The organism is Planococcus sp. TJ-301 (genome assembly GCF_058268475.1).
Genome location: NZ_JBZDOH010000002.1, coordinates 159,805 through 185,888 on the forward strand (window position 1 = coordinate 159,805; position 26,084 = coordinate 185,888).

Here is a 26,084-nt window from a genome sequence, read left to right on the forward strand (position 1 = left end):
TTCAGGCATTTAGTTTCAAAATAGATATTGAGCAGAACATTTTAAGGGTATTTAGTTACTAAATGAAAAGGAGCTGAAGAACATGATTTCAATCGATCCGAAGCAAAACACTGAGCGAGACAATTATAAATTATTGGTCGGGTCCATTATTCCGCGGCCCATTGCGTTTGTGACGACCCAATCGGAAGCGGGAGTTGTCAACGGGGCACCATTCAGCTATTTCAATATCGTTTCGTCCAATCCGCCAATGGTGTCATTGGCCATTCAGCGGCCAAAGGGAGAACTGAAGGATACGGCCCGCAATATCTACGAAAGCGGGGAATTTGTGGTGCACATTGTGGACGGCGAAAATGTGGAAAAGATCAACGAAACTTCCGCATCCTTGCCGCCCTCGGAAAGTGAAGTGGACACCGTCGGCCTGACACCCGTTCCGAGTACAGCGGTTTCAGTTCCGGGGATCACCGAATCGAAAGTGCGCATGGAATGCCGGTTGGTCCAGGCTGTGCCGTTTGGCGGCGAAGGCCCTGGCAGCGATTTGTTTATCGGCGAAATTGTCCAATTCCATGTCGACGAGGCGATTTACGAAGACGGCCGCATTGATCCGAGAGTGCTGGGTGCCGTCAGCCGTTTGGCCGGCGCCAACTATGCCACCCTCGGTGAGATTTTCGAGCTAGCCAGACCGAAATGAAATTTGAGGAAAGAAACGTTTTTACAAGCGTTGGACAGAAGAACTATACCGGATACAGCAACACTTTGAAGGAATACTATGGGCGGTAACTCATATTAATTTCTAGCTAGTTCATGTTAACTGCGAACCTGTTGCCCCAAAAACAAAGATAAGTGCATTTCGCTAAGCCGAAATGCGCTCTTTCTATTAAGGAGCCGTTCGCTGGGGCGAACGGCTTTTCCATTTACACTCTTGAACTTGGGTTGTAGAGAGATGCTTCTCAGCTAGTACCGGTTAAATTTCTAATAGTTCATGTTAATGGCTAGCTAGCTCATGTTGACTCTTCCGCACTTCATGTTAACACCTGGCTAAGTCATGTTAACTGCGATTTAGTTCATGTTAACGGGCGAAACTGTTGCCCCCAAATCAAAGATGGATGCATTTCGCTTGTCTGAGCAAGCAAAGCATTTGTGCACCAGAAGCTGATTGTCAATCAATCCGGTTCGCTTTTTTTACAGAGTAGAGGAAAATGTCTGCTGGCATCGAATAAAAGAAGTGGAAAGAAAAACAAGTGTCAACGGCTTCGGAAAACAATGGAGAAAAACAGAAGTTGAATAAGCAGACCAAGGAGGAGAACGCGATGAAGCTTGAGATGATAAAGCATTCGGAGTGGGCGGATACCAAATTCACGCTGCATTTGATCTCACAGATTCTGGGGAAGATAAAACTGGAAACCGCGCAGCAAGAGCCGCAATGGGCGCATGTAACCTTGGCTGTCACACCTGAGGGCTTCTCAACCGGCTTATTGTTTCATGGCGATGCAACGTTTCAAATCGACTTGGACATCATCAACAGTCGAATTCAAATCAATGTGGACGGCGACAGTCAAAGCGTGCCACTGGAAACGTCAAAATCCATCAAAGACTATTTTGACGAGATTTTCCAAGCGTTGAACAGCCGGGGGATCATGCTGTCGATCAACCCGAAGCCGCAGGAAATGGCTTATAAAAAGATGTTGAACGAAGATGCGGCTCCCTTAAAGTTCAACCAGATGGATGCGCTAAGAGGGTTAAAACTTTTCCATTATGCGCTGCGGGAACAGCTGAAGTTTGTCGGCCCGATGCGTTGCCGGAAGGTGAAACCAGCGCTGTTTTGGGGCACATTTGATGTATCGCTGCTGATTTTGCATGGCATCCCTGAAGCCTTTCCCATGGACAAAGTTATCGAAAAAGCTGCTTTTGATGAGCATATGCTGGAATACGGTTTCTGGCTGGGAGATGACAACGTCGATAAGCCGACATTTTTCGTGCTGCCTTATCCTTTTCTCTATAAAGAGCTCGATACATCCTCCTTGCAGCCTGCCGAAGCCTATTACGATCCAGAGAAGAGCGAGTTTTTTCTGGACCTGGAAACGGCAGCCCGTTCCGCCGATCCGAGCCGGACGATCCAAGAATTTTTCCGAAGCTCTTTTGATATTCTAATCCAGGAACTCGATTGGCAAGGATGTGACTATTATTTCACTCCTCTGGACATGCCGAAGCAAGGTAAGCATGGGAAGCCGATTGACAGCTGATAGAGAACCATCGCTATTCTGATGGATCAACTGAAATCAAATCAAAAAAGCGCATCCTCCATTTGGAAGGGTGCGCTTTTACGTATCAATGGCCGGTTGATTTGCGCAATTTTTTTGCAGAAAATCTTCACCCGCCAACAACTCGTGTATCATTTCAGTAATTCGTCCATGCTTTCTCATAAACCTCGATCAAGTTCGGGCGGATGAGCGTATTGGGCTCGAGCGTAACCGCCTCGCCATTGCTGTCTTCGATCACCGCGTCTTCGTCTTTGCCGAATGCCGTCAATGCCGGCAGCAGCTCAGTGGTCAAATATTCGGTGTCATCCATAATGGCAAGGCTTTCCACATCTATTCCAAAACGGGAAGCGAGGACGTAGCCCCAGCCGCCGAAGCTCGGGATGTCGGCGTGCAGGTTTTCGGTCTGGAGGCCGGTCGCCTCTATGGTCTTATCGATTGTCCAATAGACTTGCGGTGCAAACACCGGACTTGTGGCCTGGATCATCATGGCGCCGTCCGGATGCAAATGATTGCGAGCGAGCGAATAGAATTCCTGCGTGTAGAGTTTATTTAGCGATTCGTTGTTCGGGTCGGGCAAATCAATGATGATGACATTATAAAAGCCTTCCGCAGATTCTAAAAAGCGGAACGCGTCTTCATTGAAGACATTCACTTTCGGGTCATCGAGCGAGTTTTCGTTGAGCTCCGTCAGCAAATGCTGATTTCTTGCGGCTTCGGTCATTTTGGGGTCGAGGTCGACCAAGTCGACACTTCCAAGATTTTCGTATTTCAGCAATTCACGGACCGCGAGACCGTCACCGCCGCCAAGTACGAGGACACGATCATGCCGTGCCGCCGCAGCCATTGGTGGGTGGACGAGAATTTCGTGATAGCGGTGTTCATCGGAAGAGCTGAATTGCAGCTGGCCGTCCAAGTAAAGCCGGGTATCGCCTTGCTGCTTCGTCAAAATGATTTTCTGGTACGACGTCTGCTCTGAGAAAATCACAGGGTCTTTGTAGAGCTGCTGCTCGAAATGAAACGCCGCCTGCTCTCCGAACAAAGCACCGAGTACAAGAATAGCTAAAAACAAAACGCCGAACGAAGCATGCAGTTTAAAGCGCTTCAATTCATGCTTGAAGCGGAAGACGATCCACAGGGCGACCGCCACGTTGATCAATGCTACGAGAAAAGCCGTTTTCACCAGCCCGAAATAAGGGCGCAGCAAAAACAGAAAAAGCAGCCCGCCGACAAGCCCGCCTGCATAATCGGAAAACAGTACCTTGGCAGCGCTTTTCTGGAGGGACACGCCAATTTCGCTCGCTTTGCGGATCAAAATCGGCAGCTCGACACCTGTCAGAGAACCGACAATCAGAATGACGCTGTACAAAAACAGCGAACTGGTGCCCGGCGGCAGGTAAGCCGTTACGCCGAACAGCAGCATCGCGGAAAATCCGCCGATGAGGCCGATAGAGTATTCAATCCAGACGAACGACGCAATCAAATGGCGGGTCATTTTCTCACTGAGGTAAGCGCCTATGCCCATTCCCGTTAAAAAAAGGGAGATGGTGAGTGTGTATTGCTTCACTCCATCTCCTAAAATGTATGAACCGAGCGCTCCGAACAGCACCTCGAAAATGATGCCGCAGATGGAGACGATCCCGGAGGCATAGTAAATCGCCCGGCTTTGCCGGACGGATTCTTGTTCAGTCAGCATTCAACACACCGCCTTACGTAATAGAAGCGCCGATGACGAACGCCAAACCGACTGAAACGGCAAACGAAATGATGCCGACTGAAGTGTTTCTTTCTTTTAATTGGGTTTCCACGGAAAAGCGGGGTGTCAGCAATTCGAACAGGAAATAAGCGACAAACTGGAGAAGCAACCCGAAAAGCCCCCAAGTGACAGTCTCGAGAATGGTGTCATTCTCCAAAATCGAGAAGGTCAAGATGACGCACGTACCGATGATTTTTCCGGCAATCGACAAAGCGACGGCCGTATTGTTTGCGTTGATTTCCTCCCAGTCCTTGTACTTTCTCGTCAATAGTTCAAAAATGACGAGGCCGACAAGGACGACAGCAATCGCTGCCAGGAAATATAAAAACGTCAGTAAGAATGAATTCACTAGTCAAGCTCCTTTGCTATGAGTTATTTTCCGACACCCGGTCCGCCTCCGCGGAATCCGGATCCACGCCCGCCCGTAGTAGATGATGGAATCGAATTGTATCCGCCGCCGCCAGAATAACATCCACCACGCGCGCAGCGAGTTGCTTGCGATTGGCTCCAGCCGGAACCGAAACGGTTGCCGATGAACGCACCGAAAAACATACCGCTGAAAAAGCCGGGGTTGTAATGGTTGCGGACAAATTCATCTTCGGCCACTTCCACAAGCGTAGAGCCGGGATTGTCCGGATCTTCTGTCAAAATGATGAATTCCTTGTCATAGACCATTACTTGACGGCCTTCCACTTTCTCGCCGACTTGTTCCGGCTCTTGGATACCGCTCAGTTCCGCTATAGTGCCTTCAATGTCTTTGTCGGACCGGTACATCATGGCGCGGCTGTTATCGCCGGCGTCGCTTTGGATCGCATTGACAAACGCATAATTGTCTTCCACGTAATCTTCCGCCTGTACGAGGCTGCCGCATGCCGATAAGAACAGGACGGCAGCCACAAGGCCCGTTAGCCAAGTTTTTTTAATCATCGTTTAAACACTCCATATGAACGGAAACGGCCCGCCCGCAAGCGAGCGGACCGCGGTTCGTTATTCTTTTCCAAACTGTTTTTTAATGGCTGCCAGTTCGTCGTCCACGGCACTGCCTTTTTTCAACGAATCGAATTCATCATCGAGCGTGCGTGAGCCTGCCCGCATATCTTCCGATGTCTCCGCTTCCGCTTCCAGGTGCATGACTTTTTCTTCCATGCGGTTGAACCCTTGGAGCGATTCGCCGCTGTCGACCGAACTCATCGTACGATTGATCTTAGTGCGCGTTTTCGCGGATTCCGCACGTGCTTTCAGCGAATCTTTCTTGATTTGCATTTCGTCGTATTCGCGTTTCATTTCGCCTAGTTTTTCGCGCAGCACCGTCGAGTCATTGGCTGCCCGTTCGTAAGCTTCTTTCATGGAGTTCGCCTGGACCACATGGTTCTGTTTGTCTTCAAGTGCGCGGCGGGCCAAGTCTTCATTGCCGGCTTCCACAGCTTCTTCGGCCTGCTTCTGGCGTTTTGCGACCATGCTGCTGGCATCGTCGTATTTTTTCTTCAGGATCTTTTCGTTGGCAAGTTGTTTCGCGACAGCCGTTTCGGCGTCCCGAATGTCCAAGCCCATGTCCCGCATAAACTGGTCGAGCATTTTTACCGGATCTTCTGCTTTATCAAGTGCTGCGTTAAGCTCGGATTCTACATACGTTCGTACACGACTGAAAAATTGAAACATATTCTCTCCTCCAATTTGTTTAGCTTGCTGCTAATATGGTGATTTCGTATTCTTCGATTTTGGAGCCTTTGCTGACTTCCACTTCGCCGCCCCATACTTCAACGGACAGGAAGATATCGCCGGATTCATCCAGGTATTCGTAATAGTCCATTTCCGCACCGTTGACGTTCTCGCTGCGGCCTTGGGATGTGACGTACGCCCGGCCCTTTTCTTCTAAATGATACGTTTTGCCGTCATGCGTGATTTGCTTGGCTCCGGGTTCGAGCCCCGGAATCCGGAACTTTTCGTATATGCCTACTTCAAGTTCATCGTCCATTTCCACGCTGAGCCAGGTGCTTTTGCCGCCAGACGTCAGCTGATAGGCATCCCACGTATAGCCGCTGTCGTCGTAGTGGATTTTGCCGACGACTTCGTAATCGACAAGGTCATAAGTGACAAAATCTTTGACGCGCAAATTGCGCAGCGTCCGTTTTTCCACTTCCGGTGCCTGTTTTTCCTTCCCGCCGAATAAGCGGTTTAAAAACCCCATATGCTCACCTCTTTTAAAAATACGTTCCGTCCTTGCAGAAGTTTCATTTTTTTGAATATACCAGATTGCCGCGGCAAATCAAAGCTGAATCTCTGCCAATGACAGGACGCTCCAAGTCAGCGGAACTGACACCAACTTTGCTTTTGTTTACCCTTTATAGAGTTTTACTAAGCCCGGCCAGCACTATTGGGAATAAAAAAACTATAGCCACCTCTAATAGAACGGAAGTGAGCTATAGCTTAAGAAAAAAGGCTTGGAATCGCATCTCTGAAATGCATGGTTTCCTGAGAGAGGGACAAGTGGTTTATTACTAGAAATCATATTATTATGGTATTTTAAATAGAGCAGAGTAGAAGCGTTATACATATAAGTGAGTAAACTTTCGGAATTTTTTGTTCCAGAGGCACCAAAAAAATGAAGGGGGATGCTTCTTATGTCAGCAGATAAGGAAACTCAAATCGTTGATGATATCATGGATCAAATCGTTTCAAAGAAACTTAAATACGGAGAGAAATTTCCGTCTGAAAATGAACTTGCAGAAAAATACCGGGTCCCAAGAATGACGATAAGAAATGCACTTACCAAGTTAGAAGAACGGGGATACATTTATTCGAAGCAAGGCAAGGGGCGTTATCTAAAAGAGGCATCAACTCAAATTCACTTGAATTTGACGGGCAAAACAAGCTTTACAGATAAGATGAAGCAATCAGGATACGATTTAAAAACGCATAATATATACTGCGAAAAAATTCGTTTCAACGAAGGGATATATCAAAGTTTAAACGCTAAAGAAGATGACGATGTCTATAAAATTGGAAGGTTGCGTTATATCAATGGTGAGCCGATCGCCATACATAATTCATTTGTAAATGCAGCGATGCTGCCTGAAATCATGGAAGACGGCCATGAAATAGAGTCGATGTTTGCCTACTACCGAAAGCTTGGCTACTCGGAATTTTCGAGTAAAAAAAGCATGTTAAGTATAACGTTCCCTACTTCTTACGAGCAGCAACTATTTTCATGCAAAAGCATGGTGCCCCTCATTATTGTAGAAAGCGATTGCATAGATGTAAGCTCAGGAAAAGTACTGGAACATACGAAAATATTGTACCGCAGCGATAAGTTTAAATATGATTTAACGATGGATTAACGATAGATTAAGGAACGAACAGGTAAAGGATCAAAACTCCTTTGCCTGTTTTTTTATTGGCCGGATTGTTAAGAAGGTTTACGATTTCTTAACGGTTACGTAAAACATGCGAACTTGGCGACAAGTTACGATGAGTTTTGTAAAGGAGGATGCATCGAATATGAAAAGACGCAGAAGAACCGAGATTCTCATTCAAGGTGATTGCAGTTTGGCTAGAAATTTTGTAAAAACGATTGTCGATCGTTATGAGTGTCGGGAAATCGTTGCTCCACAATATGGCTTAACAATGATTAAGATGCGTGAATCTGCAAAGAATTCCTTATTTTATATCGGAGAAGTCCTCGTGACCGAAGCCAAAGTAGAAATTGAGAAACGCATCGGTATCGGCATTGTTGTTGGTATGCAAGATGAACTGGCCAAAAACTTAGCAATTATTGATGCAGCCTATAAAGCTGACTTACCGGAAACCTCTGGTTGGAAAGCGGAGCTGATAAAAGAGGAACACATTATTTTAAAACAGCGAGCGAAAGAGCAAGCGGAACTTTTTGAAACGAAAGTCCGTTTTGAAACAATGGAAGTTTAAGGCGATCCAAACAAACTGAATTTACAGGAGAGATAGTATGGCTATTGATCAAGTACATGATTTGCAGCAGGTTTTCAGAAAAATATTGCATAGTATGTCACGGCCAGGCACAATTTCGTCCATCCAAAAAAATGCTGAAAGAGTCGATTACCATCTTCCTTGTTATGAAGCCACGCTGCTGAGTGCGATGACGCTGCTGGATGCAGAGGTTACATTCCATATCCTTTCAGAAAACCGACAAGACTTAATAGAACAAATTTCAAATTATACATTAGCCAGATTTGCCCCGATTGACAAAGCGGACTTTGTCATTGTATTGCGTGAAGATACAGAAGCGGCAATCCAAGAGGCGTTAAAGCAATGTAAAGATGGCAATCTTATTGATCCCCAGCAATCATCAACATGGATTATTGAAAGTTCACTTTTATCAAATAAAAATGAACTGACTTTAACCGGACCAGGGGTTCAACACACAGCACAGCTTGATACGAGTTTTAGCACAGCTCTATGGCAAGCCAGAAATGAACGGACAAAGGAATACCCGATAGGCATAGATTTGATCTTTACAGATGAAGCATCACAAATTGTCTGCATTCCTAGGACAACCTCAGTAAAACTTATGGGGGTGAACTAAATGGGGTATGTTCCGGTAAAAGGCGGCACTGAGGCAATTGAAGCTTCTATAAAAAGATTGAAGTACGAACGTTTAAAAGGCAACGAAATAATTGCGGTCGATACGATTATGTCCACCATGCGTGGCATGGTAGACCAAGTGATGTCCGAAAGCAGCTTGTATTCGCCTTACCTGGCGGCATTGTCTATCAAGCAAGCGGAAGGAAGCATGGAAGAAGCCGTTTTCCTGATGCGTGCTCACCGTTCCACATTGCCGCGCAATTATTATAGCCAGACAGTTGAAACAGGAACCATGCTGGTCGAGCGGCGTATTTCAGCAAGTTTCAAAGATATTCCAGGAGGACAGTTGTTAGGTCCGACCTACGACTACACGCATAGATTACTGGATTTTAACCTGGTAGAAGAAAACGCAGCAAAAAATCAGCAATGGCTCCAAAAGTATAAGCAAGAATTACAACATATCGAACCTTCCGAGGGAGTACAGTACTTCCCGAAGGTAGTAGAGCATTTACGTGAAGAAGGCCTGTTTGAAAAATACGAAGCGGACAATACCCCTCCAATAGATATTACAAAACAAAATTTGGATTTCCCGACAAGCCGCAGCGCCAGATTGCAAGTATTGACACGCGGACAAACAGGAGCTGTCACCTCTCTGGGATATGCCTCGCTAAGAGGATACGGGCAAGTCCATCCGACAGTCGGTGAAGTGCGAGTAGGCGCTGTACCTATTTACGTCGAGCATCCAAACGAAGTTGGGCACGACGCTGAAGATGAGTTCTATATCGGAGAAATAAAAGTGACGGAAGTGGAATCTTTTGTGCCAGTCAAAGTGAAAAATGAAAGCAACGAAGATGAACTGGAATTTGAAATCGGTTATGGCATTTGTTATGGCCAAAACGAAACAAAAGCGATTGCGATGAGTATCCTGGATCAATGCCTGGAACATACAAATTTCGATTTTCCGACGCATGATGAAGAATTCGTTTTGCTGCACATCGATTCTGTGGAATCTACCGGCTTTATTTCCCATTTGAAATTGCCGCATTATGTAACATTCCAATCAAAATTGGACAGTATTCGTCAAGTGAAGAAAGGAGTGCGGGAAAATGAAAGCTGAGACGCATTTTGCATTCTTTGACGAAGGTTCTAAAAAAGAAATTCGCCGTGCCATCATGAAAGCTGTAGCAATACCAGGCTATCAAGTGCCATTTGCTTCGAGAGAAATGCCAATTGCCCGAGGATGGGGAACTGGTGGATTGCAAATCACCCTTTCGATTATAGGGAAATCCGATGTACTGAAAGTTATAGACCAAGGCGCGGACGAATCCGTGAATGCTGTCAGCATCAAAAAACTGGTTCATGAAACCACGGGCGTTGAACTTACAGATCTCACGGAAGATGCCGATATTATTCAATCACGACACCGGATACCGGAAATTGCGTTAACAAAAGAACAAATTATTGTCTTGCAAGTTCCGATGCCAGAGCCACTTCGCGGCGTGGAAGCAAGAGAATATATAACGAAGAGAATGCATTCAGAAGATGATTATAGTGGTGCATGGTTAATGTTATTCGAACAGATTATGAAATTCGGGAAAACTGCGACTGCCGCGGATCACCCTGTATATGTGAATCATCGTTATGTAATGGCGCCTAGTCCGATTCCACGTTTTGACAACCCGAAAATGCACCAATCCGATGCCTTAATCCTGCTCGGCGCGGGAAGGGAAAAGAAAATCTATGCCGTTCCACCTTATACAAATGTAGAGTCATTGGCATTTGATGATTATCCATTTACAGTGGAATCGTTTGAAGGTGTGCATTGCCACTTATGCAGCGCGGCGGATGTATTTTTGGACGAACTGATTGATCACATAACCGGAGAAACGATCTACCAATGCAACGATACGAGTTATTGTATGGAACGGATGAACGAAAACGTGAATGAGAAAGAGGAAGCTGAGGTGAAAGGCAGCTATGCATGAGGAACCGGTATTGCAAGTAAGGAACTTACGGAAGCAATTTGGTCCGGGTTGCCGTGAATGTGGGCAAATGGATAAGCGGCAATTAGAGAAAAACTACTGTATAAACTGCGGAACCGTATATGCTTGCCAAGACATTTCATTGGATTTATATCCAGGAGAAATTTTAGGGATTGTCGGGGAAAGCGGAAGTGGCAAGTCCACGCTGATGCAATGTTTGTACTTCGATGCAGAAGTCTCATCCGGCGAAGCTTATATCAAAGACCCAACACTAGAAGGCAAGAATGTTTTTGACTTATCGACACAGCAAAAACGGTTTATCCGTAATCATAGTTATGGCATGGTTTATCAAAATCCGGTGCATGGCTTGAAAATGAACTTTTCTTCTGTCGGGAATATTGCAGAAAAACTGATTGCAGCTGGCAACCGCAACGTAAGGGATATGGAAGCTACGAGCAAAAAGTTGTTGGAAAGTGTGCATATCCCCTTGCATCGCATGAAAGAAGAGCCCCGCAATTTTTCTGGAGGGATGCAGCAGCGGGTTCAAATTGCCAAAGCGCTGTCTAATAATCCGCCAGTTTTGTTTTTGGATGAAGTAACAACCGGATTGGATTTGTCGGTACAAGCAAATGTTTTGGATTTAATAAAAACCATTCAACGAGAATTAGGCATCAGCATGCTCGTTGTGTCCCATGATTTGGCAGTTATTAGAATGCTGGCAGACCGTACGGTGGTCATGCTGAATGGCGCCATCATTGAAGAAGGTTTAACGGATCAGATTTTGGAAGATCCACAACATGAATATACGCAGCAATTAGTCTACTCATTATTATAGGAGGAACAGCCACCGTGTACATTATTCATAATGGGAAAATCATAACAGAAGAAGCAATACTTGAAGGGCACGCTGTTGTTATTGAAGGAGAAACGATCCAAGAGATTATTCCTCAAAAAGATATCGTCCATTTCGAGGATGCTCAGTTGATCGATGCGCGGGGCGGCTTTATTTCTCCGGGGTTTATAGACATCCATTCCGATTATATTGAAACGATTGCTTCCCCCCGTCCGACTAGCATGATGGATTTCAACATCAGCTTAAGAGAGGCGGAAAAAATATTAATCGGCCATGGGATAACGACGATGTTCCATTCCCTGTCTTTTTACCGGGAAGATGTTTTTACGCACAAACCGATGCGGAATCCGCATAATATCCAGCGTATGGTAGATGCCATTGACGCTACCCATCATCAGCTGCATCTCATTCGCCACCGTTTGCATGCACGTTTCGAAATTGACAATATTGATGAAGTTGATCAACTTGTTAAAAATATCGAAGACGACAAAGTGCATTTGCTGTCCTTTATGGATCATACACCGGGACAAGGGCAATACCGCAACTTGGAAGTCTACCGGGAAACATTAAAAGGATACCGCAATATCACGGATGACGCTGTGAACGTAATAATCGCGGAACGCCAGAGTACAGAGTTTTTAACGATCGAAAAAATCAAAGAAGTGGCCGACATCGCTTTGGCTAAAGGCATTGCGATAGCATCACACGACGATGACAACCTACAGAAATTGGATCTGGTAAAAACATTTGGGACGACAATCAGTGAATTCCCCATCACGCTTGATGTGGCATTAAAAGCAAAAGAGCTTGGATTGTATACAATTGCTGGAGCCCCAAATGTGTTGCTTGGCGGTTCCCACTCGGGAAATTTATCAGCTGCAGAAGCCATTGGACACGATTGCGTGGATATTCTTTGCAGTGATTATTATCCGGCAGCACTTTTGCATGCCATATTCGATCTGCATGAAAAACACGGCAATGATTTGCACAAAATGTTTATGATGGTCACCCTTAATCCAGCAAAAGCAGTACGCATGGATGATGAATTGGGATCGATCAAAAGAGGGAAGAAAGCCGACATTCTTGTTATTGAAAGAATGGATGACGGGTACCCGATGCTGACTGCCACAATGGTGAATGGTGCATTGATCACCACGACGAATTACCGAACGAAATAGTAGAGCGAGGAGGCAATGACATGGCAATGCTGGAAATAACCGATTTTGGCAAGCGATTTACTATTCATCATTTAAGCAAAACGATGCCTGCAACGGAACATATTAATTTCACGTTGGACGCAGGCGAATTCATTGGCATTGTAGGTAAAAGCGGCAGCGGGAAATCCACCATTTTGAAAAGTATTTACCGTACGTATCTGCCGGATACAGGAAAGCTGCTTTACGACTCAGGCCGCTTTGGAATCATTGATTTGGCAAAAGTGACGGAAAGGCAAATGCTGTATTTGCGCAAATATGAAATTGGCTATGTGTCGCAGTTTTTGAATGTGATGCCGAGAACAACTTGCCGGCAGCTCGTGACCAATGCATTGCTGGAAATGGGTGAGTCTGAGGAAGTGGCACGAGTGGAAGCAGAAAGAGCATTAACTCATTTTGAACTCGATTCGAAGTTATGGGACAGCTATCCCAATACATTTTCCGGCGGTGAAAAATTACGCTTGAATATCGCTATGGCGACAGTGAAAAAACCAAGGTTATTACTACTTGATGAACCAACTGCAAGTTTGGATCACCAATCGAAAGAGAAAGTCCGCCAAATCATCGAGAAATTGAAAAACAACGGGACAACATTGGTTGGCATTTTCCATGATATCGAATTTATGGAAGGACTTTGCGACAAGGTGTTCGATATGCAGACAAGGCAGCTGACAACCGCAAAAGAAACAGCTTTTTTATGAGAGCCGATTTGCATGTCCACAGCCGTTACTCAGATGGTTCTGATTGTGCTGAAGCGGTGATTAAGAAGGCCCGTGATAATGGCGTGGCTCAACTAAGTTTTGTTGAACATGATTCGGTCGAAGGATTTTTGGAACTCACTAGGCTGGGTGAAAAATATGGAATTGACCTTGTTCCGGGGATTGAAATTTCAGCGTATGACTTTAAGCGGGACCGTAAAGTACATGTGCTCGGGTATAATTTCCATTCAAATGCCGTGCACATGAAGTCAATATGCGAGCCGCTGCTGAAACGGAGACAGGAACATTCACTAAAGCAAATCGAGAAGCTTCAAGCCGCAGGATATGCGCTGGATTTAGCAGAGATTATCGAACTTGCGAAGCCGTCCAAGACGATTTACAAACAACATATTATGAAGTCTTTGACGGATGCCGCCTATGCTTCACCTGAATATAAGCGATTGTATAAAAGCTTGTTTAAAGGAGATGGCGTTGCTTCGGGGGATGTTCGCTACATCGATGCATTCGATGCGGTCCGGGCGATTAAAGCAGACGGAGGAGTTGCTGTCGTGGCTCATCCTGGCCAGCTGGATTCCTATGACCTGATTCCGGAACTGGTGGAAGTCGGATTAAACGGGATTGAACGGAATCATTTGGATCATACAGTGGAGGACCACCACCGGGTGGAAGCGTTGGCAGAAAAATATCACCTGGTGATGACGGGCGGATCCGATTATCACGGTTCATTTGGAGCGGCGGTTAACGTGGGGGACATTGTAAGCCCCACCCAGCTAAAAGGTGTTAATAACGTTAAGAGTCTGTGCTAATCGTGTAAATATACACTTTGCCTATAGAATACATGATTCAATAGAACTGATTAAGGACCTTGAACGGCCAATTTAGTTAGGAAAAGGGGAGTAAAAATAATGAAGAAAAATTTGTCTGTCATCACTTTGTCTTTAGCAGCAGCCTTTATGTTGTCTGCATGTTCAGAAGGAGCTGCAGGGGCTGGGAAAAAAGAAGTGGATGATGTGATCAAAATCGTTTGGTATCCCAATGAATCCGGTACAGACATGAAATCTTCACGTGAAGAAATTGGCAAAGTCATTACAGAAACAACAGGCAAAGAAGTAGAACATCAGTTAACGACGGATTATGCAATCGCTATCGAAACATTAGTAAACAACAATGCAGACCTGGCATTTATGGGAGCACAAGGTTATATCGAAGCGAACGAAGGCAACGAAGTAATCGAACCTTTAGTTGTTCCTACTGGCGAATCAGGCACCTTGGATGATGCAATGTATCACAGCTGGTTAGCTGTAAATAAGGACGATCAAGAAAACTTTAAGGTGGACGGCGAATTTTCACTCGATGCGATTGAAAAGAAAAAGATGTCCTTTGTATCAAACAGCTCAACCTCAGGGTTTGTTGTACCCGCGTCAACGATTATCGGACATTATGCAGAAAAGCCGGGCTTTGAAGACTTAAGCCAGGAAGATTTAATGCAAGGCGGAGCGCTTTTCTCTCAAGTCCTATTCGGTAATTCTCATCAAGGTTCTGCAGTTAATTTATTGAGCGGCGCTGCGGAGGTTGCTGCATTCTGTGACACTTGTGTTGAAAGCTATGTGGAAGTTGCTGAAGGTGAAAAAAACACGGTCGGTTCCGTCTATAAAGTAAAAGAAGATGCCGCTGAGCCTTTTAACTCGGTGACCGGCAGTGAATTTACATTGATGGGTGTAACGCCAGTATTAAACGCACCATTCGTTGCGAATACAGATGTGCTAGGACAAGAAGATTTTGATCTCCTGCAAGAATTATTTGTTTCAGATGACATTGCGAATAATGAAAAAATCTTTGTCCCGGAAGATTCAGGAGAGTCAGGATTGTTCTTTAAATCAGGCAAGGAAAGATTTTCAGTAGTGGAAGACGCATGGTTCGATCCAATCCGAGAGCTATCAAACAACTAACATCAACTGCCAAAGTGAAAAATTAGAGCATGCATTTTTCAACATGCATGCTTTAAGTTTGTAAATACGCGCTAAAAAAGGAGCCGAAAAACATGTCCTTATTAACAGTTGAAGAACTCGGTAAAACATACAATTCGGAAACGAAAGTATTAAATAACGTTAGTTTTAAAGTGGAGGCCGGTGAATTCGTTTCAGTTATTGGCCCATCTGGTGCCGGCAAATCCACGCTCTTGCGCTGCATCAATCGAATGGTTGAAATCGATGAAGGCAAAGTCCATTTTGACCATTCGGACGTAGGCAGTCTGAATAAAAAGGATTTGCGGTTATTGCGCACGAACATCGGCATGATCTTTCAGCATTATAACTTGGTGCCGCGTTTATCCGTTATTGAAAATGTACTGCACGGGCGCCTTGGCTATAAAACAACGCTCCAAGGCGTATTAGGGAAATTTACGGAATTAGAGAAAGAACAAGCGTTTTTCCTGCTAAAGAAATTAGGCATAGAAGAACATGCGTATAAACGCTGCGATCAGTTAAGCGGGGGCCAGCAGCAACGCGTTGGCATTGCGCGTTCGCTTATCCAGGAACCGAAAATCATTCTATGCGATGAGCCGATTGCTTCGCTTGATCCGAACGCTTCCAAAGTTATCATGGACCATTTGAAATCCATTACGTTGGAGCTCAATATTACGTGCATCGTCAACTTGCATCAAGTAGAAATGGCCCGCAGCTATTCAGATCGGATTATTGGTTTGAAAAAAGGTGAAGTTGTATTTGATGGGCCGAGCCATAGGCTTCAGGCTGAAAATATTGACCATATTTATGGCACAGAAACGAGAGAGACCCGAAAGTTAATTACGGTGTGAGGAGCAAAACCGAATGAATGAAAAAGTGATGCGAAGCCAACGTAAAAAGCAGACGGTAATTGTCTCTGTCATTATTATCGTATTGACGTATTTATCAGCAGACATAACGAACTTTAATATCCTGCATGGAATGGCCACCTTGCCTGAAGCGATCGTGTGGATTTTTTCCAATTTGTTTATCACACAGGAATCACTGGAAAAATTACCGACGATTTTGGAAGAATTAATCGAGACTGTTCTAATGTCCATTGCCGCCACGACGACAGGGACAATTGTCGCTATCTTTCTGGGCTTAATGGGATCTAAAACCACAGGAAGCAACAGTGCAATGGGTGTCTTTGCCCGTTTCATCGCTTCTGTTTCAAGGAATATCCCCGTGGTTGCCTGGGCTTTGATTTTGCTGCTTTCTTTTGGACAAAATTCAATGACAGGGTATCTGGCATTATTCGTCGGTTCCGTCGGATTCTTAACGAGGGCGTTTATAGAATCCATAGATGAAGCAAGCCTGAGCGCAGTTGAAGCATTAAGAGCTACGGGTGCAACATACTTTCAAATTGTCTATAAAGCGGTCATTCCCCAATGTCTGCCGCAGATGATCAGCTGGATCTTGTTTATGGTTGAAACGAATATTCGAAATGCGACATTAGTGGGAATCTTAACAGGGACAGGAATTGGATTCGCGTTCGATTTGTATTACAAAACGCTGAACTATAACGCTGTCGCGCTTGTTACATTCAGTATCGTCATCGCCGTAATCATGATCGAACTGATTTCAAACCATATTCGGAAGGTGATTCTATAATGGAAGCAACAACGTACAAAAAAAGGACGCGTGATGGCCGAATTACGATTAAATCAGGCAACAAAGCGGAGCGCGTGATGAGCGGGACGCTGGCGGTGCTGACTGCACTCACAATCATGGCCTTTCTCTTCTTCGACTATACGGGGCTGGATTTAGGGAAAGCGATTCCGGCCACCGTCTATAACTTGAAAACGATGTTCCTGGAACCTGCACTCAGCCATTTTGGTTGGGGAGAAGCTTTTTACCAAGTTGGCATTACGCTCGGTTTAGCTTTTCTGTCAACGATTTTAGGTGCAGTCATTGCCTTTTTTTTAGCGTTGATGGCCGCAACGAACCTTTCGAAAGTATGGGTATCAAAAACGATTCGAATCGTGGTTGCCTTTATACGTGCTGTTCCTACCGTGTTATGGGTCTTAATCTTTGCGATTGCAGCTGGTTTAGGAAGTGAAGCAGCGGTGCTTGGAATGCTATTCCACTCGATTGCCTATTTAGTGAAAGCATTCTCTGAGTCTTTTGAGGAAGTTGATCAAGGCATACTGGAGGCGCTGCGTGCAACCGGGGCCAGCTGGTGGCATATCGTGACACATGCAGTCTTGCCGTCGACCTTCACTTATTTGTTATCGTGGACGTTCCTGCGTTTTGAAATCAACTTTGCCGTAGCGGTTGCTATGGGAGCGGCAGCTGGGGCAGGCGGAATCGGATTTGAACTGTTCATGGCTTCAGGCTTTTACTTCGATTTGAGGGAAGTAGGATTCATCACCTATATGATCCTTGTTCTGGCGATTGTTTTAGAAATCTTGTCAACCCGTTTAAAAAATCGCTACTTCCCGGCTTCTTCCGCTAATTAAAAAGCATAAATAGAGTGGACTATGAAAAACATCAAGGGCTTTTCCAGTTGAAAAGGAAAGCCTTTTTTCTTGTTTTAGGTATCCTTGTTCAAAAAAATACCCTTTGCAAAGCGTTTGAATTGAGTGAAGCCACATTGATCACGAATGAGTTTATCGAAAGCTTTGAAAACAAATTGAAATACTTGATTGCTGATTGATCGAACGGAATTCGTAGAAGATATTTGGAGAACAGCAAAAAAAAGGGAAGGCAGCCATACCGGTGCTTTCCTATTTTTATTTTTAAATCATATCTTCTTAAAAAGCTGTTGTTTCCGTATAGAATAAATCACGTAAAGCAGCACATTCAACGCACATAAGAAAAACAAGATGAAAAACATATAAAAAATGACTTCGTCTCCGCCTGGGTAAATGCCATCTGACAAATACCCCGCAATCAGCCCATTCGTAACCGACACGACCATCGCGGTCAAAACGAACAAGCCAATCGTGAAGCCGTTCACGAGCCCGAAGCGGTTAAAAGGGCGGACCGTCAACGCCAGCAACAGCAGCGAGCAGACAATAAAGAATACAAAAATAAAGCGAATGAAAAAATATATTTCCAAACCAGGCAACACAAACTCCTCCTATCTCTTACTCGCTGTTTCTGAAATCATAGGTTTCCTGCGGAATGTTCAACTTGCTCCCGTTGATTTCCACCGTATCGTTATCGACCCAAAAAATCGTTGCCGAATCTTCCCGGTCCCTCCAGTAGATGGTCTTTTCTTTTCCATCTTCATCGTTAAAAATCAATTCACCTCGAACCGCATAAGCCACTGTCGCTCCGCCATTCGTCACATAAGCGCGGACGGTATACGTGCCGTCGGGCGACACAGCTTCGGTTAGAAATTCCCCTTCAGGCAAACGCTCCATATCGAAGAACGCCCAGTAGACGCCATAGCCCAACAGTGAAGCCACAATAAATAAAACGCCAAGAGCGATGAACAAAGCTTTTCTCATAGCCAACACCTCTTTACATATAACGGAAATAAATGGAATAAGTTCTGTTTAATTATCTGTAAACAAAATTTTCTGTGCGGAAGCTTTCAGATGAAAAACGATTGTCCAAGTCATCTATGGTAAAATTATGGGCAATGAAAATAGCCCAGTGAAGAGACTGAGCTATTGAGCCACTATGGAGGGTCAAAGGAGTAACCAAGTCGGAAAGCTAGGACTTATTATTCCTCAAATTATTTTTTTATAAGCTAGATAAAAGATAAACAAAAAATGGTAAAATTTATAATATTGGTATTTTGATTGAAAATTCTTTTAACTCAATCTAGAAACTAGAGAAAAAAATAAACGGAGCGGGGCAGCTAGATGAAAAAGTGGATTGGGATAGGCATTGTGGTTATGCTTCTAATTGGAGCAAGTGTGTATTTTTTCTGGCCGAGAGCAAGTGTCGAAAAGCCTGTCGTAGTATCTGTGCAGATGAATGAAAAGAATCGAGAGATTGCCATTTCGTACATAACGACTAAAAGAGATCAGACGCCTTTGACGAAAGCAGTAGTAAATGAAAGAAGCTTTTACCCAACTGAAAATTCAGCAGAACAAGACGAGAAAAATGGTACTTCTGAAATTCTTACTAGTCAAAACGGATATCAACTTCGAGAAGACGTGATTAAACTAACTGAGGAAGAACTAATTTATTTTATGGAATTATCCGGACGCGCACCGCTCGTTTCTGTCTCGTATAAAGATTATGCACCTGTTGAAACCATCCTCGTTGTATTGAGTGAAGATGAGGCTGCAGAGGGAATCATAAAAGGCGACGATCTACACTATACGTTTACAGCCGACGAACCAATGGATATTCAAACAATTGGGCATTACGATTCAGTTGCCACAGTAAGCGCTTCAAAAAATGGCGGCGATTCAACTCAGTCCGCCCAACTAAAGCAAGGGGAATCGATCGACATATTCTTCAGTGGACCCTATAAAATGGCGTCGAACGACGAACTTCTGCTGGAGATTGAAACCACTGACGGAAAATATTATACAAAGCATCTAGAAACAACGCTAGAAATTCCTGAAGGTTACTTAAAGCAAATCGTAGCTGAAAATCAATAACTGAATATGATTGACTAAAGAAACGCTCAGCTCGTGGATAACGGAGCGCTCGAGATCAAAGGCGTGCCGAAATCAATGCGCCATTACTGTATGAAGCCTAGTTGACTCAATAATTCGAAAGGGGAGATGTAAAGTGTTAGAAAGCGTAGGAATTCTAGGAACGCTTATTTTAATCGTAGTGGTAATTGGATTGGTGTTATTATTTAGAAGCTTGTTCAACAATAGCAGAAGATAGAAAGGGCAACCCTAAAAATTTGTAAGGAGAGATTCAACAATGCTACAAAAGCAAAAAAAGATTTTAATCATAGGTTTCCTTTTGATCCTGTTCCCGCCGCTATTCATATTTGCCGGCGGAATTCCGGCCATGGGTGAGCTATTTGGATTTGGGGAAGGGTTTGCCTATATGCTGGTCTATTTCCTTTTCTTTCTGATCTTTGCTGGTATGATTCTCGTGAATATTGGTATATTCAAGGCTTTCTTTAAGAGAAAGCGGGAATGATTGAAAGGCGAATCCAAATGGATCCGCCTTTTCTTTATGATTTCCCCATAAGTTAGAATACAAATACGTAAAATCACGAGAATATCTATTGATTGTCGCTTCGATCATTTAGGTTATTGACCATAGCATTCGTCCAGTTTATTTTATTGAAGCTGCAACTGAATCTTTTCAACCGGTGAAAAGCCTTGAGTCTTTTTGAATTTCATCTGGTGCTCAAAATTCACCATGGAATCTGAACAACATTTCGGATATCGACCTTCCTCGCCAAAATCAATATGAATCTGCCATGTGTCTTCTAAAATTCAAGCTCCGTGTTCAAATAGAAGGTTCAGGTGTATCCTAACGAGCATATGAGTAACGATTAAATTTTCCAAATGCAGACAATTAATAGTTAAAAAATGCTAATATTAAGACATTAGCATTTTCCCTGTATTTTAGAATCAATATATTGAACCATACTCTAAGCGCTTGAATTATCTATTTGATTGGATTCACTGAATTTGCTATATCCAGAGGGGTGAATATTTATGGGTAAGACCGAACTAAAAACCTGGGATTTTAATAAATCTACCCTGGAAAGTATCAAGAATGATACTTACTTTAACTATCCAGTAGTTTATTTTTTGAACAATAATACTACGGTATATATCGGGGAAACTGTAGCCTTTAAAAATCGTATGAAGTCTCATCTGAATAATATTGAAAGAAAGAAATTAGAAAAGATGACTTTGATTATTCATAAAGAATTTCACCGCTCAGCTACATACAATATTGAAACTAAACTAATTAATTACTTCTTGGGCGATAATCGTTACAAGCTGCAGAATAAGAGTCAGACTGCGCAAAGCGTAACGCACAATTATCACAACAAGGAATTTTACGACAAACAGATATTCAATGATATATGGAAAGAATTATTGAAAAGGAAGGTAGTAAATAACCCTGCTCACGTAATTGAAAACAGGGATATATTTAAACTTTCTCCTTTTAAAGAGCTGTCGATGACGCAACTCGAGCTTAAAACAAAAATTCTTGAAGTATGTGAAGAGCACATCAATGATGATGAGACGTTTGTATACATGATTAAGGGTGAAGCTGGTGTAGGGAAGAGCGTGGTCCTGAGTTCCGTATTCAATAGCATCCAGGAACGAGCGGCTGATAAAAACTCTAACCTTCATCAAACAAAAAATTATTTGCTCGTAAATCATTCGGAAATGCTGAAAACGTATAAAAACATTGCTGCCAATGTGAAGTTTCTTAAAAAGAATAATTTCGATAAGCCCACAAGTTTCATTAATAAGCAAAAGAGAACATCAGAAAAAGCGGATATTGTTTTGGTTGACGAAGCTCATTTGTTGCTGAGCAGAGCTGATGTTTTCAATAATTTTGATGAAGACAATCAATTGGAAGAAATTATTAAGCACAGCAAAGTAGTCATCGTTGTCTATGATGAAAAGCAGGTCTTAAAACTGAAAAATTATTGGGATAAGGAGCGGCTCAAGAAAATAGTGTCAGGCTACCAAAGAGAAGAGCCCTACGTTTTAAGAGAACAGTTCCGCATGGATGCTGGAGACGATGTGATTGACTGGATCGATAATTTTGTAGAGAAGCGAATTGTTAAGCTTCCGAAAGATAAGCTTTATGACTTTAAAATATTCGATTCTGCTAAGGAAATGCATGAAGCCATAGTGGAAAAGAATAAAGAACACGGACTCTCCAGAGTGGTTTCGACATTCGATTATGAACATAAAAAAGATGGCCAGCAGTACTACATCAAAGAAGACAGTCTTGAAATCCCGTGGAATTCAACCGATACCAAAAACACCTGGGCGGAAAAGCCGGAGACAATCAAAGAAGCGGGATCCAACTATACGATTCAAGGCTTCGATTTGAATTATGTGGGAGTGATATTGGGGCCATCAGTTATTTATGATGAGCAAAATGATTGCTTGAAGATTATGACTGAAAAATATAGTGATACCGAAGCTTTCAGAGGAAAAGAAGGCATTGATGATGTTGAGAAAGCTAAAGAACAGATTATATTGAATTCGATAAATGTGTTGATGAAGAGGGGGATAAAGGGGCTCTATATTTATGCTAGTAATGAGGGGTTGAGGGAGCGACTTGTAGAAATATAGTAGCGATGTATATCTTTCTGTAAGACAGACCATAGAATAAATGAATGATGATTTTGATTTCCTAGTTGTCGACTCTCCGTGTCGACTTTATGAGTAATGCAACAATGAAAATGAGGGCAGGTTGCTAGCAAGTTAAGGCTGGGAGTGGAAAACAAAAAGAATCAGCGAAGAACTTTTAAAGGACCCATTAGTGAAATTCATGATTTCACCATGCCATGGAGTGATGTAAACAAACACCGACTGGGTCATTCATCCACTAGGTATTGATTTAATTGCCTGTACCCCTAACGCCCATGGATTAAAAATAGAATATGTTGGTATCTTTATCAGAAACGATGTTACTTATGACCCGGAAACTCAATCAATCGAAATGAAGCTTGGGAATTTAAAATATAAAAGTGCCAGATTGGCTAAGCCGGATAGGAAGTATCGGGTTGATTTGTTTGATTATTTTGTAAGGAATGCTTATATGACCTTAATGAAGTGGGGGATGAAAGCTTGTTACGTTTAAGGTGTTGATGCCGATTTCAAAGAAGGGATAAAACGTACTGTAATGGTTGAAGCATTAAGTAGCTTTTTCTTTAATATAATTATTACTAAAAAGGAGATTGAAATTATGAATAGTGAAAAAGGTTCTTTATGGAATAAATGGGATTTACATATACATACACCTGCATCTTTTGATTATCAATTAAAAGATGGCCATGAGTATACTGATGAAAAATTAGTTGAGCAATGGGTAGCACATAATTTTAAAGCAGTAGCAATTACAGATCATTTTGTTATAGATATTGAAAGAATAAAAAATCTTACTTTGCTTGCAGCTAAAGTAGGAATCACTGTATTTCCAGGTATTGAATTTAGAACTGATAAAGGTGCTAAGAATGTACATATTATAGCTTTGTTCTCAGAGAAAATTAATATTGAAGATTTAGGAAACTATTATAAATATAATACATTAGCTAAAGCAATAAATGCTAAGGATGTTCAAACGATATATTGGAAGTTAGAAGACATTCAAGAATTAGTATATAAATTCGATGGATTATTAACAGTGCATGCTGGTAATAAAGACAGTGGCATAGACAAACAAATGAATAATGATTTATTTTTTGTAGCTATAAAAGAAGAATATGCCAATATCATAGATGCATTTGAAGTGAATAATTTAAAGAGCTATGAAGGATACCAGAAACATGTTATTCCACATGTGAAAAAAGCTCTACACAAAGACATTCCTGTAATTACAAGTTCGGATAATCATAATATCTTAAATTATGAGTTGTCAACCAATCTCTGGATAAAGGCTGATCCTACTTTTAAAGGCTTAAAACAAGCGTTTTTGCATTCAGAAGAAAGAGTGTTTGTAGGGGAGAAACCAGAAAAAATTTCTCATGTAGAAACTAATCCAAAAAGGATAATGAAGAAATTATCTGTTTCAAAAAAAGATACAGCAACGAACTCTGAGGAATGGTTTCAATCCGAATTATTTCTTAATCCATCAATGACTGCAATTATTGGAAACAAAGGTAGTGGAAAAAGTGCAATTTCAGACATCCTAGGGTTGGCGAATTTTTCAACTAGACTAGAAAATCTAGCATTTTTAAGAAGCGATAGATTCAATAAGATTCCACAACAATATGGAAAAGATTATAGTGCAAATTTGGAATGGTTTGATGGAGAGACACAGTCCTTGGAAAGCTTATTTGTAGAACCTAATTTTTCTTTTTCAAATAGTCCGACAGCTCAATATCTTCCTCAGACATATATAGAGAATATTTGTGGAGATATAGAGAATAAAGTTTTTCAAGACGAAATTAATAAAGTTATTTTCTCATATATACCAATCGAAAATAGATTAGAAGCAATAAATTTTGAAGAATTTATAAGCTTTAAAACCACTCCACTAAAAAATGAATTAGTTGCATTAGGTTCAGAGGTAGCAAAGCTCAATAAAAAAATTACTGAGCTAGAAATCAAGCAAACGAAATCCTTTTCAGATGACGTTACTCAACAAATCGAACGATTACGCTCAGATTTAGAAAGGCAAGTTAAAAACAAACCTCAAGAAGTTATGGAACCGGAAGATAAAGATAGTTTACTATTTAATACTGAAATTAGCGCAATTAATATTGAAATTGAGAAGCTAGCTTTAGAAATAAAAGATAAAAAAGAATCTTCTCTTAAACTCTCTACTCAGGTTCAAGAACTCGTGAATATCCAATCAGATTTAAAAAATATTTCTTCAACTATAGATGCATTAAATATAAGAATTGGAGAAAGACTAGAACCTATTGATGAAATTCCTTTGGAAAAAATTAAAATCTCGTATACTTTGCCTAATAAAATATTGTCCGAGGAAATACAGAAGATGAATAGTAAAATAGAAGAAATTTATTCTGCTTTGAACTCGTCTACTGGATTAATTGTTATTAAAGAAACACTGGAGAAAAAGAGAGAAAGTTTAATTACAATGAGTACCCAGAAATCTCAGAAATATCAATTATATTTAAAAAACTTAAGTGATTGGAGAGAATCATTAAGTGTTATAGAAGGGAATGAAAATACAGAAGGGACTTTGAAATATTATCTTAAATTAAAAAAGTATATTAATGAAATATTAAATTCCGAGTATGAAAGTTTATTAAAGAGAAGAAAAGAAAAAATAGCTAAAATATTTGAAACAAAAGTCTTGATAAGAAATTTGTATGAAGAAATATATAAACCCATTGATATTGAACTTTCAAAGAACTTAGGAGATATAAAAGAAGACGTCGAGTTCAAAACTAGATTTATATTTAATGAAGAAGTGATACTCAGTAGTCTAAATTATATTAATAAGAGACCAAAAAGTCTTTTTCAAGGTGTTCAAGAATCTGGCCACTCACTATTAGAATTAATTCATCAAACTGATATAAATGATTTTGAGAGTGTATATAAATTTATTGAAAAAACTTTATCATGCGGTTTAAATAATGATTTTGATCAGTTAGAAAAAGTGATTATTAAGAAAAATGAGTTTTATAACTCTATTGTTAGTTTGGACTATTTAAATGTTGACTATCAACTGTCATACGATGGAAGTAATTTATCAGAACTATCGCCAGGTGAAAGAGGTTTAGTACTATTAATTTTTTATCTAGCATTAAGTAAAGATGAGATGCCAATAATTATTGATCAACCTGAAGATAATTTAGATAACCAATCGGTTTTTAGTAGACTTGTACCTTGTATCAAAAAAGCTAAAAAACGTAGACAAGTTATAATTGTTACTCATAATCCCAATATCGCTATAGCTTGTGATGCTGAACAGATAATCGTTGCAGATATTGATAAATCAGAACGTTTAATAAGCTACTCTTCTGGAAGTATTGAAAATGAAAGAATTAATAATAAAATAGTAGAAATTTTGGAAGGAACTCAACCAGCATTTAAGTTGCGTGAAAGTAAATATCAATCTTTAGTATAAAAAAATGATTTTTTAATTTAAAGATTTATAAAATTCACAAAAAAATATCGTAATTATAATTAAAGTTTTGTAAG

The 26,084-nt window shown here is 41.8% G+C and carries 26 protein-coding genes; 19 read left to right on the forward strand and 7 right to left on the reverse strand.

The genetic code is table 11. The features are described 5' to 3' along the window. Nucleotides 1–82 precede the first annotated feature (82 nt). Together AC4EHJ_RS11640 and AC4EHJ_RS11645 are read left to right on the forward strand one after the other, a co-directional pair. On the forward strand, nucleotides 83–688 hold the full coding sequence (locus tag AC4EHJ_RS11640; protein ID WP_490975792.1) for a flavin reductase family protein: 606 nt from the start codon (nucleotides 83–85) through the stop codon (nucleotides 686–688). Nucleotides 689–1,307: 619 nt separating this feature from the next. Beyond that, complete coding sequence (locus AC4EHJ_RS11645; protein WP_490975793.1) at nucleotides 1,308–2,240, forward strand: DUF5996 family protein; 933 nt, start codon at nucleotides 1,308–1,310, stop codon at nucleotides 2,238–2,240. A 154-nt stretch (nucleotides 2,241–2,394) separates the two neighbouring features. On the opposite strand, the gene AC4EHJ_RS11650 is transcribed toward AC4EHJ_RS11645, so the two are convergent. Genes AC4EHJ_RS11650 through AC4EHJ_RS11670 form a run of 5 tightly spaced genes read right to left on the reverse strand, consistent with a single transcriptional unit; the run spans nucleotide 2,395 to nucleotide 6,199 of the window. Next, entirely contained in the window at nucleotides 2,395–3,948 is a 1,554-nt protein-coding gene (locus AC4EHJ_RS11650; protein WP_490976017.1) for a polyamine aminopropyltransferase, read from the reverse strand. 16 nt (nucleotides 3,949–3,964) lie between these two features. Beyond that, nucleotides 3,965–4,360 carry a DUF350 domain-containing protein gene (locus AC4EHJ_RS11655; protein WP_490975794.1) on the reverse strand — a complete coding sequence of 132 codons (396 nt, stop codon included), beginning with the start codon at nucleotides 4,358–4,360 and terminating at the stop codon, nucleotides 3,965–3,967. A gap of 23 nt (nucleotides 4,361–4,383) precedes the next feature. Continuing rightward, nucleotides 4,384–4,938 carry a DUF4247 domain-containing protein gene (locus AC4EHJ_RS11660; RefSeq protein ID WP_490975795.1) on the reverse strand — a complete coding sequence of 185 codons (555 nt, stop codon included), beginning with the start codon at nucleotides 4,936–4,938 and terminating at the stop codon, nucleotides 4,384–4,386. A gap of 60 nt (nucleotides 4,939–4,998) precedes the next feature. Continuing rightward, complete coding sequence (locus tag AC4EHJ_RS11665) at nucleotides 4,999–5,670, reverse strand: PspA/IM30 family protein (RefSeq protein WP_490975796.1); 672 nt, start codon at nucleotides 5,668–5,670, stop codon at nucleotides 4,999–5,001. A 19-nt stretch (nucleotides 5,671–5,689) separates the two neighbouring features. Then, on the reverse strand, nucleotides 5,690–6,199 hold the full coding sequence (locus tag AC4EHJ_RS11670) for a DUF4178 domain-containing protein (protein WP_490975797.1): 510 nt from the start codon (nucleotides 6,197–6,199) through the stop codon (nucleotides 5,690–5,692). Between the two features lie 433 nt (nucleotides 6,200–6,632). Between AC4EHJ_RS11670 and AC4EHJ_RS11675 the strand changes: the two genes are divergently transcribed. The 13 genes from AC4EHJ_RS11675 to AC4EHJ_RS11735 all read left to right on the forward strand — a co-directional run bounded on the left by AC4EHJ_RS11675 (nucleotide 6,633) and on the right by AC4EHJ_RS11735 (nucleotide 17,798). Next, a complete protein-coding gene (locus tag AC4EHJ_RS11675; RefSeq protein WP_490975798.1) occupies nucleotides 6,633–7,349 on the forward strand; it encodes a GntR family transcriptional regulator in 717 nt (238 codons plus the stop codon). Nucleotides 7,350–7,509: 160 nt separating this feature from the next. Further along, a complete protein-coding gene (gene phnG, locus AC4EHJ_RS11680; protein ID WP_490975799.1) occupies nucleotides 7,510–7,932 on the forward strand; it encodes a phosphonate C-P lyase system protein PhnG in 423 nt (140 codons plus the stop codon). A 37-nt stretch (nucleotides 7,933–7,969) separates the two neighbouring features. Further along, nucleotides 7,970–8,566: a phosphonate C-P lyase system protein PhnH gene (gene phnH / locus AC4EHJ_RS11685; protein WP_490975800.1), complete on the forward strand. Its 597-nt coding sequence runs from the start codon at nucleotides 7,970–7,972 to the stop codon at nucleotides 8,564–8,566. Continuing rightward, nucleotides 8,567–9,682 carry a carbon-phosphorus lyase complex subunit PhnI gene (locus tag AC4EHJ_RS11690; protein ID WP_490975801.1) on the forward strand — a complete coding sequence of 372 codons (1,116 nt, stop codon included), beginning with the start codon at nucleotides 8,567–8,569 and terminating at the stop codon, nucleotides 9,680–9,682. Beyond that, complete coding sequence (locus AC4EHJ_RS11695) at nucleotides 9,672–10,550, forward strand: alpha-D-ribose 1-methylphosphonate 5-phosphate C-P-lyase PhnJ (protein ID WP_490975802.1); 879 nt, start codon at nucleotides 9,672–9,674, stop codon at nucleotides 10,548–10,550. Before AC4EHJ_RS11690 ends, AC4EHJ_RS11695 begins: the two co-directional genes overlap by 11 nt. Beyond that, complete coding sequence (locus AC4EHJ_RS11700; RefSeq protein ID WP_490975803.1) at nucleotides 10,543–11,382, forward strand: ATP-binding cassette domain-containing protein; 840 nt, start codon at nucleotides 10,543–10,545, stop codon at nucleotides 11,380–11,382. Before AC4EHJ_RS11695 ends, AC4EHJ_RS11700 begins: the two co-directional genes overlap by 8 nt. 14 nt (nucleotides 11,383–11,396) lie before the next feature. Then, the gene (gene phnM / locus AC4EHJ_RS11705) at nucleotides 11,397–12,578 is read left to right on the forward strand and encodes a phosphonate metabolism protein PhnM (RefSeq protein ID WP_490975804.1); all 1,182 of its coding nucleotides are present in this window, start codon (nucleotides 11,397–11,399) and stop codon (nucleotides 12,576–12,578) included. Between the two features lie 20 nt (nucleotides 12,579–12,598). Beyond that, nucleotides 12,599–13,315 (forward strand): phosphonate C-P lyase system protein PhnL, encoded by a 717-nt coding sequence (gene phnL / locus AC4EHJ_RS11710; RefSeq protein ID WP_490975805.1) that lies wholly within the window; start codon nucleotides 12,599–12,601, stop codon nucleotides 13,313–13,315. Then, nucleotides 13,312–14,139 carry a PHP domain-containing protein gene (locus AC4EHJ_RS11715; RefSeq protein ID WP_490975806.1) on the forward strand — a complete coding sequence of 276 codons (828 nt, stop codon included), beginning with the start codon at nucleotides 13,312–13,314 and terminating at the stop codon, nucleotides 14,137–14,139. The genes phnL and AC4EHJ_RS11715 overlap by 4 nt, the downstream gene beginning before the upstream one ends. Nucleotides 14,140–14,238: 99 nt before the next feature. Next, on the forward strand, nucleotides 14,239–15,282 hold the full coding sequence (locus tag AC4EHJ_RS11720) for a PhnD/SsuA/transferrin family substrate-binding protein (RefSeq protein WP_490975807.1): 1,044 nt from the start codon (nucleotides 14,239–14,241) through the stop codon (nucleotides 15,280–15,282). Between the two features lie 92 nt (nucleotides 15,283–15,374). Beyond that, nucleotides 15,375–16,148, forward strand: coding sequence for a phosphonate ABC transporter ATP-binding protein (gene phnC, locus AC4EHJ_RS11725; RefSeq protein ID WP_490975808.1), 774 nt, complete (start codon nucleotides 15,375–15,377; stop codon nucleotides 16,146–16,148). Between the two features lie 13 nt (nucleotides 16,149–16,161). Next, entirely contained in the window at nucleotides 16,162–16,950 is a 789-nt protein-coding gene (phnE, locus tag AC4EHJ_RS11730) for a phosphonate ABC transporter, permease protein PhnE (protein WP_490975809.1), read from the forward strand. Next, on the forward strand, nucleotides 16,950–17,798 hold the full coding sequence (locus tag AC4EHJ_RS11735; RefSeq protein ID WP_490975810.1) for an ABC transporter permease subunit: 849 nt from the start codon (nucleotides 16,950–16,952) through the stop codon (nucleotides 17,796–17,798). Before phnE ends, AC4EHJ_RS11735 begins: the two co-directional genes overlap by 1 nt. A gap of 284 nt (nucleotides 17,799–18,082) precedes the next feature. On the opposite strand, the gene AC4EHJ_RS11740 is transcribed toward AC4EHJ_RS11735, so the two are convergent. Beyond that, the gene (locus AC4EHJ_RS11740; protein ID WP_490975811.1) at nucleotides 18,083–18,409 is read right to left on the reverse strand and encodes a hypothetical protein; all 327 of its coding nucleotides are present in this window, start codon (nucleotides 18,407–18,409) and stop codon (nucleotides 18,083–18,085) included. 19 nt (nucleotides 18,410–18,428) lie between these two features. Beyond that, nucleotides 18,429–18,794, reverse strand: coding sequence for a DUF5412 domain-containing protein (locus AC4EHJ_RS11745; RefSeq protein ID WP_490975812.1), 366 nt, complete (start codon nucleotides 18,792–18,794; stop codon nucleotides 18,429–18,431). Between the two features lie 360 nt (nucleotides 18,795–19,154). On the opposite strand from AC4EHJ_RS11745, the gene AC4EHJ_RS11750 reads away from it, so the two are divergent. The 4 genes from AC4EHJ_RS11750 to AC4EHJ_RS11765 all read left to right on the forward strand — a co-directional run bounded on the left by AC4EHJ_RS11750 (nucleotide 19,155) and on the right by AC4EHJ_RS11765 (nucleotide 26,010). Further along, nucleotides 19,155–19,904 (forward strand): hypothetical protein, encoded by a 750-nt coding sequence (locus AC4EHJ_RS11750; RefSeq protein ID WP_490975813.1) that lies wholly within the window; start codon nucleotides 19,155–19,157, stop codon nucleotides 19,902–19,904. A gap of 1,026 nt (nucleotides 19,905–20,930) precedes the next feature. Continuing rightward, entirely contained in the window at nucleotides 20,931–22,541 is a 1,611-nt protein-coding gene (locus AC4EHJ_RS11755; RefSeq protein WP_490975814.1) for a DUF2075 domain-containing protein, read from the forward strand. Nucleotides 22,542–22,788: 247 nt separating this feature from the next. Then, nucleotides 22,789–23,052, forward strand: a complete 264-nt coding sequence (locus AC4EHJ_RS11760; protein WP_490976018.1) for a DNA/RNA helicase domain-containing protein — start codon at nucleotides 22,789–22,791, stop codon at nucleotides 23,050–23,052. A gap of 105 nt (nucleotides 23,053–23,157) precedes the next feature. Beyond that, nucleotides 23,158–26,010 carry a TrlF family AAA-like ATPase gene (locus AC4EHJ_RS11765; protein ID WP_490975815.1) on the forward strand — a complete coding sequence of 951 codons (2,853 nt, stop codon included), beginning with the start codon at nucleotides 23,158–23,160 and terminating at the stop codon, nucleotides 26,008–26,010. Nucleotides 26,011–26,084 lie beyond the last annotated feature (74 nt).

Coding starts and splice junctions, on each gene's coding strand:
- AC4EHJ_RS11660 (WP_490975795.1), bottom strand. CDS start 4,938: ATGATTAAAAAAACTTGGCTAACGGGCCTTGTGGCTGCCGTCCTGTTC.
- phnE (WP_490975809.1), top strand. CDS start 16,162: ATGAATGAAAAAGTGATGCGAAGCCAACGTAAAAAGCAGACGGTAATT.
- phnC (WP_490975808.1), top strand. CDS start 15,375: ATGTCCTTATTAACAGTTGAAGAACTCGGTAAAACATACAATTCGGAA.
- AC4EHJ_RS11670 (WP_490975797.1), bottom strand. CDS start 6,199: ATGGGGTTTTTAAACCGCTTATTCGGCGGGAAGGAAAAACAGGCACCG.
- AC4EHJ_RS11715 (WP_490975806.1), top strand. CDS start 13,312: ATGAGAGCCGATTTGCATGTCCACAGCCGTTACTCAGATGGTTCTGAT.
- AC4EHJ_RS11765 (WP_490975815.1), top strand. CDS start 23,158: ATGAATAGTGAAAAAGGTTCTTTATGGAATAAATGGGATTTACATATA.
- AC4EHJ_RS11720 (WP_490975807.1), top strand. CDS start 14,239: ATGAAGAAAAATTTGTCTGTCATCACTTTGTCTTTAGCAGCAGCCTTT.
- AC4EHJ_RS11675 (WP_490975798.1), top strand. CDS start 6,633: ATGTCAGCAGATAAGGAAACTCAAATCGTTGATGATATCATGGATCAA.
- phnH (WP_490975800.1), top strand. CDS start 7,970: ATGGCTATTGATCAAGTACATGATTTGCAGCAGGTTTTCAGAAAAATA.
- phnG (WP_490975799.1), top strand. CDS start 7,510: ATGAAAAGACGCAGAAGAACCGAGATTCTCATTCAAGGTGATTGCAGT.
- AC4EHJ_RS11700 (WP_490975803.1), top strand. CDS start 10,543: ATGCATGAGGAACCGGTATTGCAAGTAAGGAACTTACGGAAGCAATTT.
- AC4EHJ_RS11695 (WP_490975802.1), top strand. CDS start 9,672: ATGAAAGCTGAGACGCATTTTGCATTCTTTGACGAAGGTTCTAAAAAA.
- AC4EHJ_RS11745 (WP_490975812.1), bottom strand. CDS start 18,794: ATGAGAAAAGCTTTGTTCATCGCTCTTGGCGTTTTATTTATTGTGGCT.
- AC4EHJ_RS11735 (WP_490975810.1), top strand. CDS start 16,950: ATGGAAGCAACAACGTACAAAAAAAGGACGCGTGATGGCCGAATTACG.
- AC4EHJ_RS11665 (WP_490975796.1), bottom strand. CDS start 5,670: ATGTTTCAATTTTTCAGTCGTGTACGAACGTATGTAGAATCCGAGCTT.
- AC4EHJ_RS11755 (WP_490975814.1), top strand. CDS start 20,931: ATGGGTAAGACCGAACTAAAAACCTGGGATTTTAATAAATCTACCCTG.
- AC4EHJ_RS11690 (WP_490975801.1), top strand. CDS start 8,567: ATGGGGTATGTTCCGGTAAAAGGCGGCACTGAGGCAATTGAAGCTTCT.
- AC4EHJ_RS11640 (WP_490975792.1), top strand. CDS start 83: ATGATTTCAATCGATCCGAAGCAAAACACTGAGCGAGACAATTATAAA.
- AC4EHJ_RS11750 (WP_490975813.1), top strand. CDS start 19,155: ATGAAAAAGTGGATTGGGATAGGCATTGTGGTTATGCTTCTAATTGGA.
- AC4EHJ_RS11645 (WP_490975793.1), top strand. CDS start 1,308: ATGAAGCTTGAGATGATAAAGCATTCGGAGTGGGCGGATACCAAATTC.
- phnL (WP_490975805.1), top strand. CDS start 12,599: ATGGCAATGCTGGAAATAACCGATTTTGGCAAGCGATTTACTATTCAT.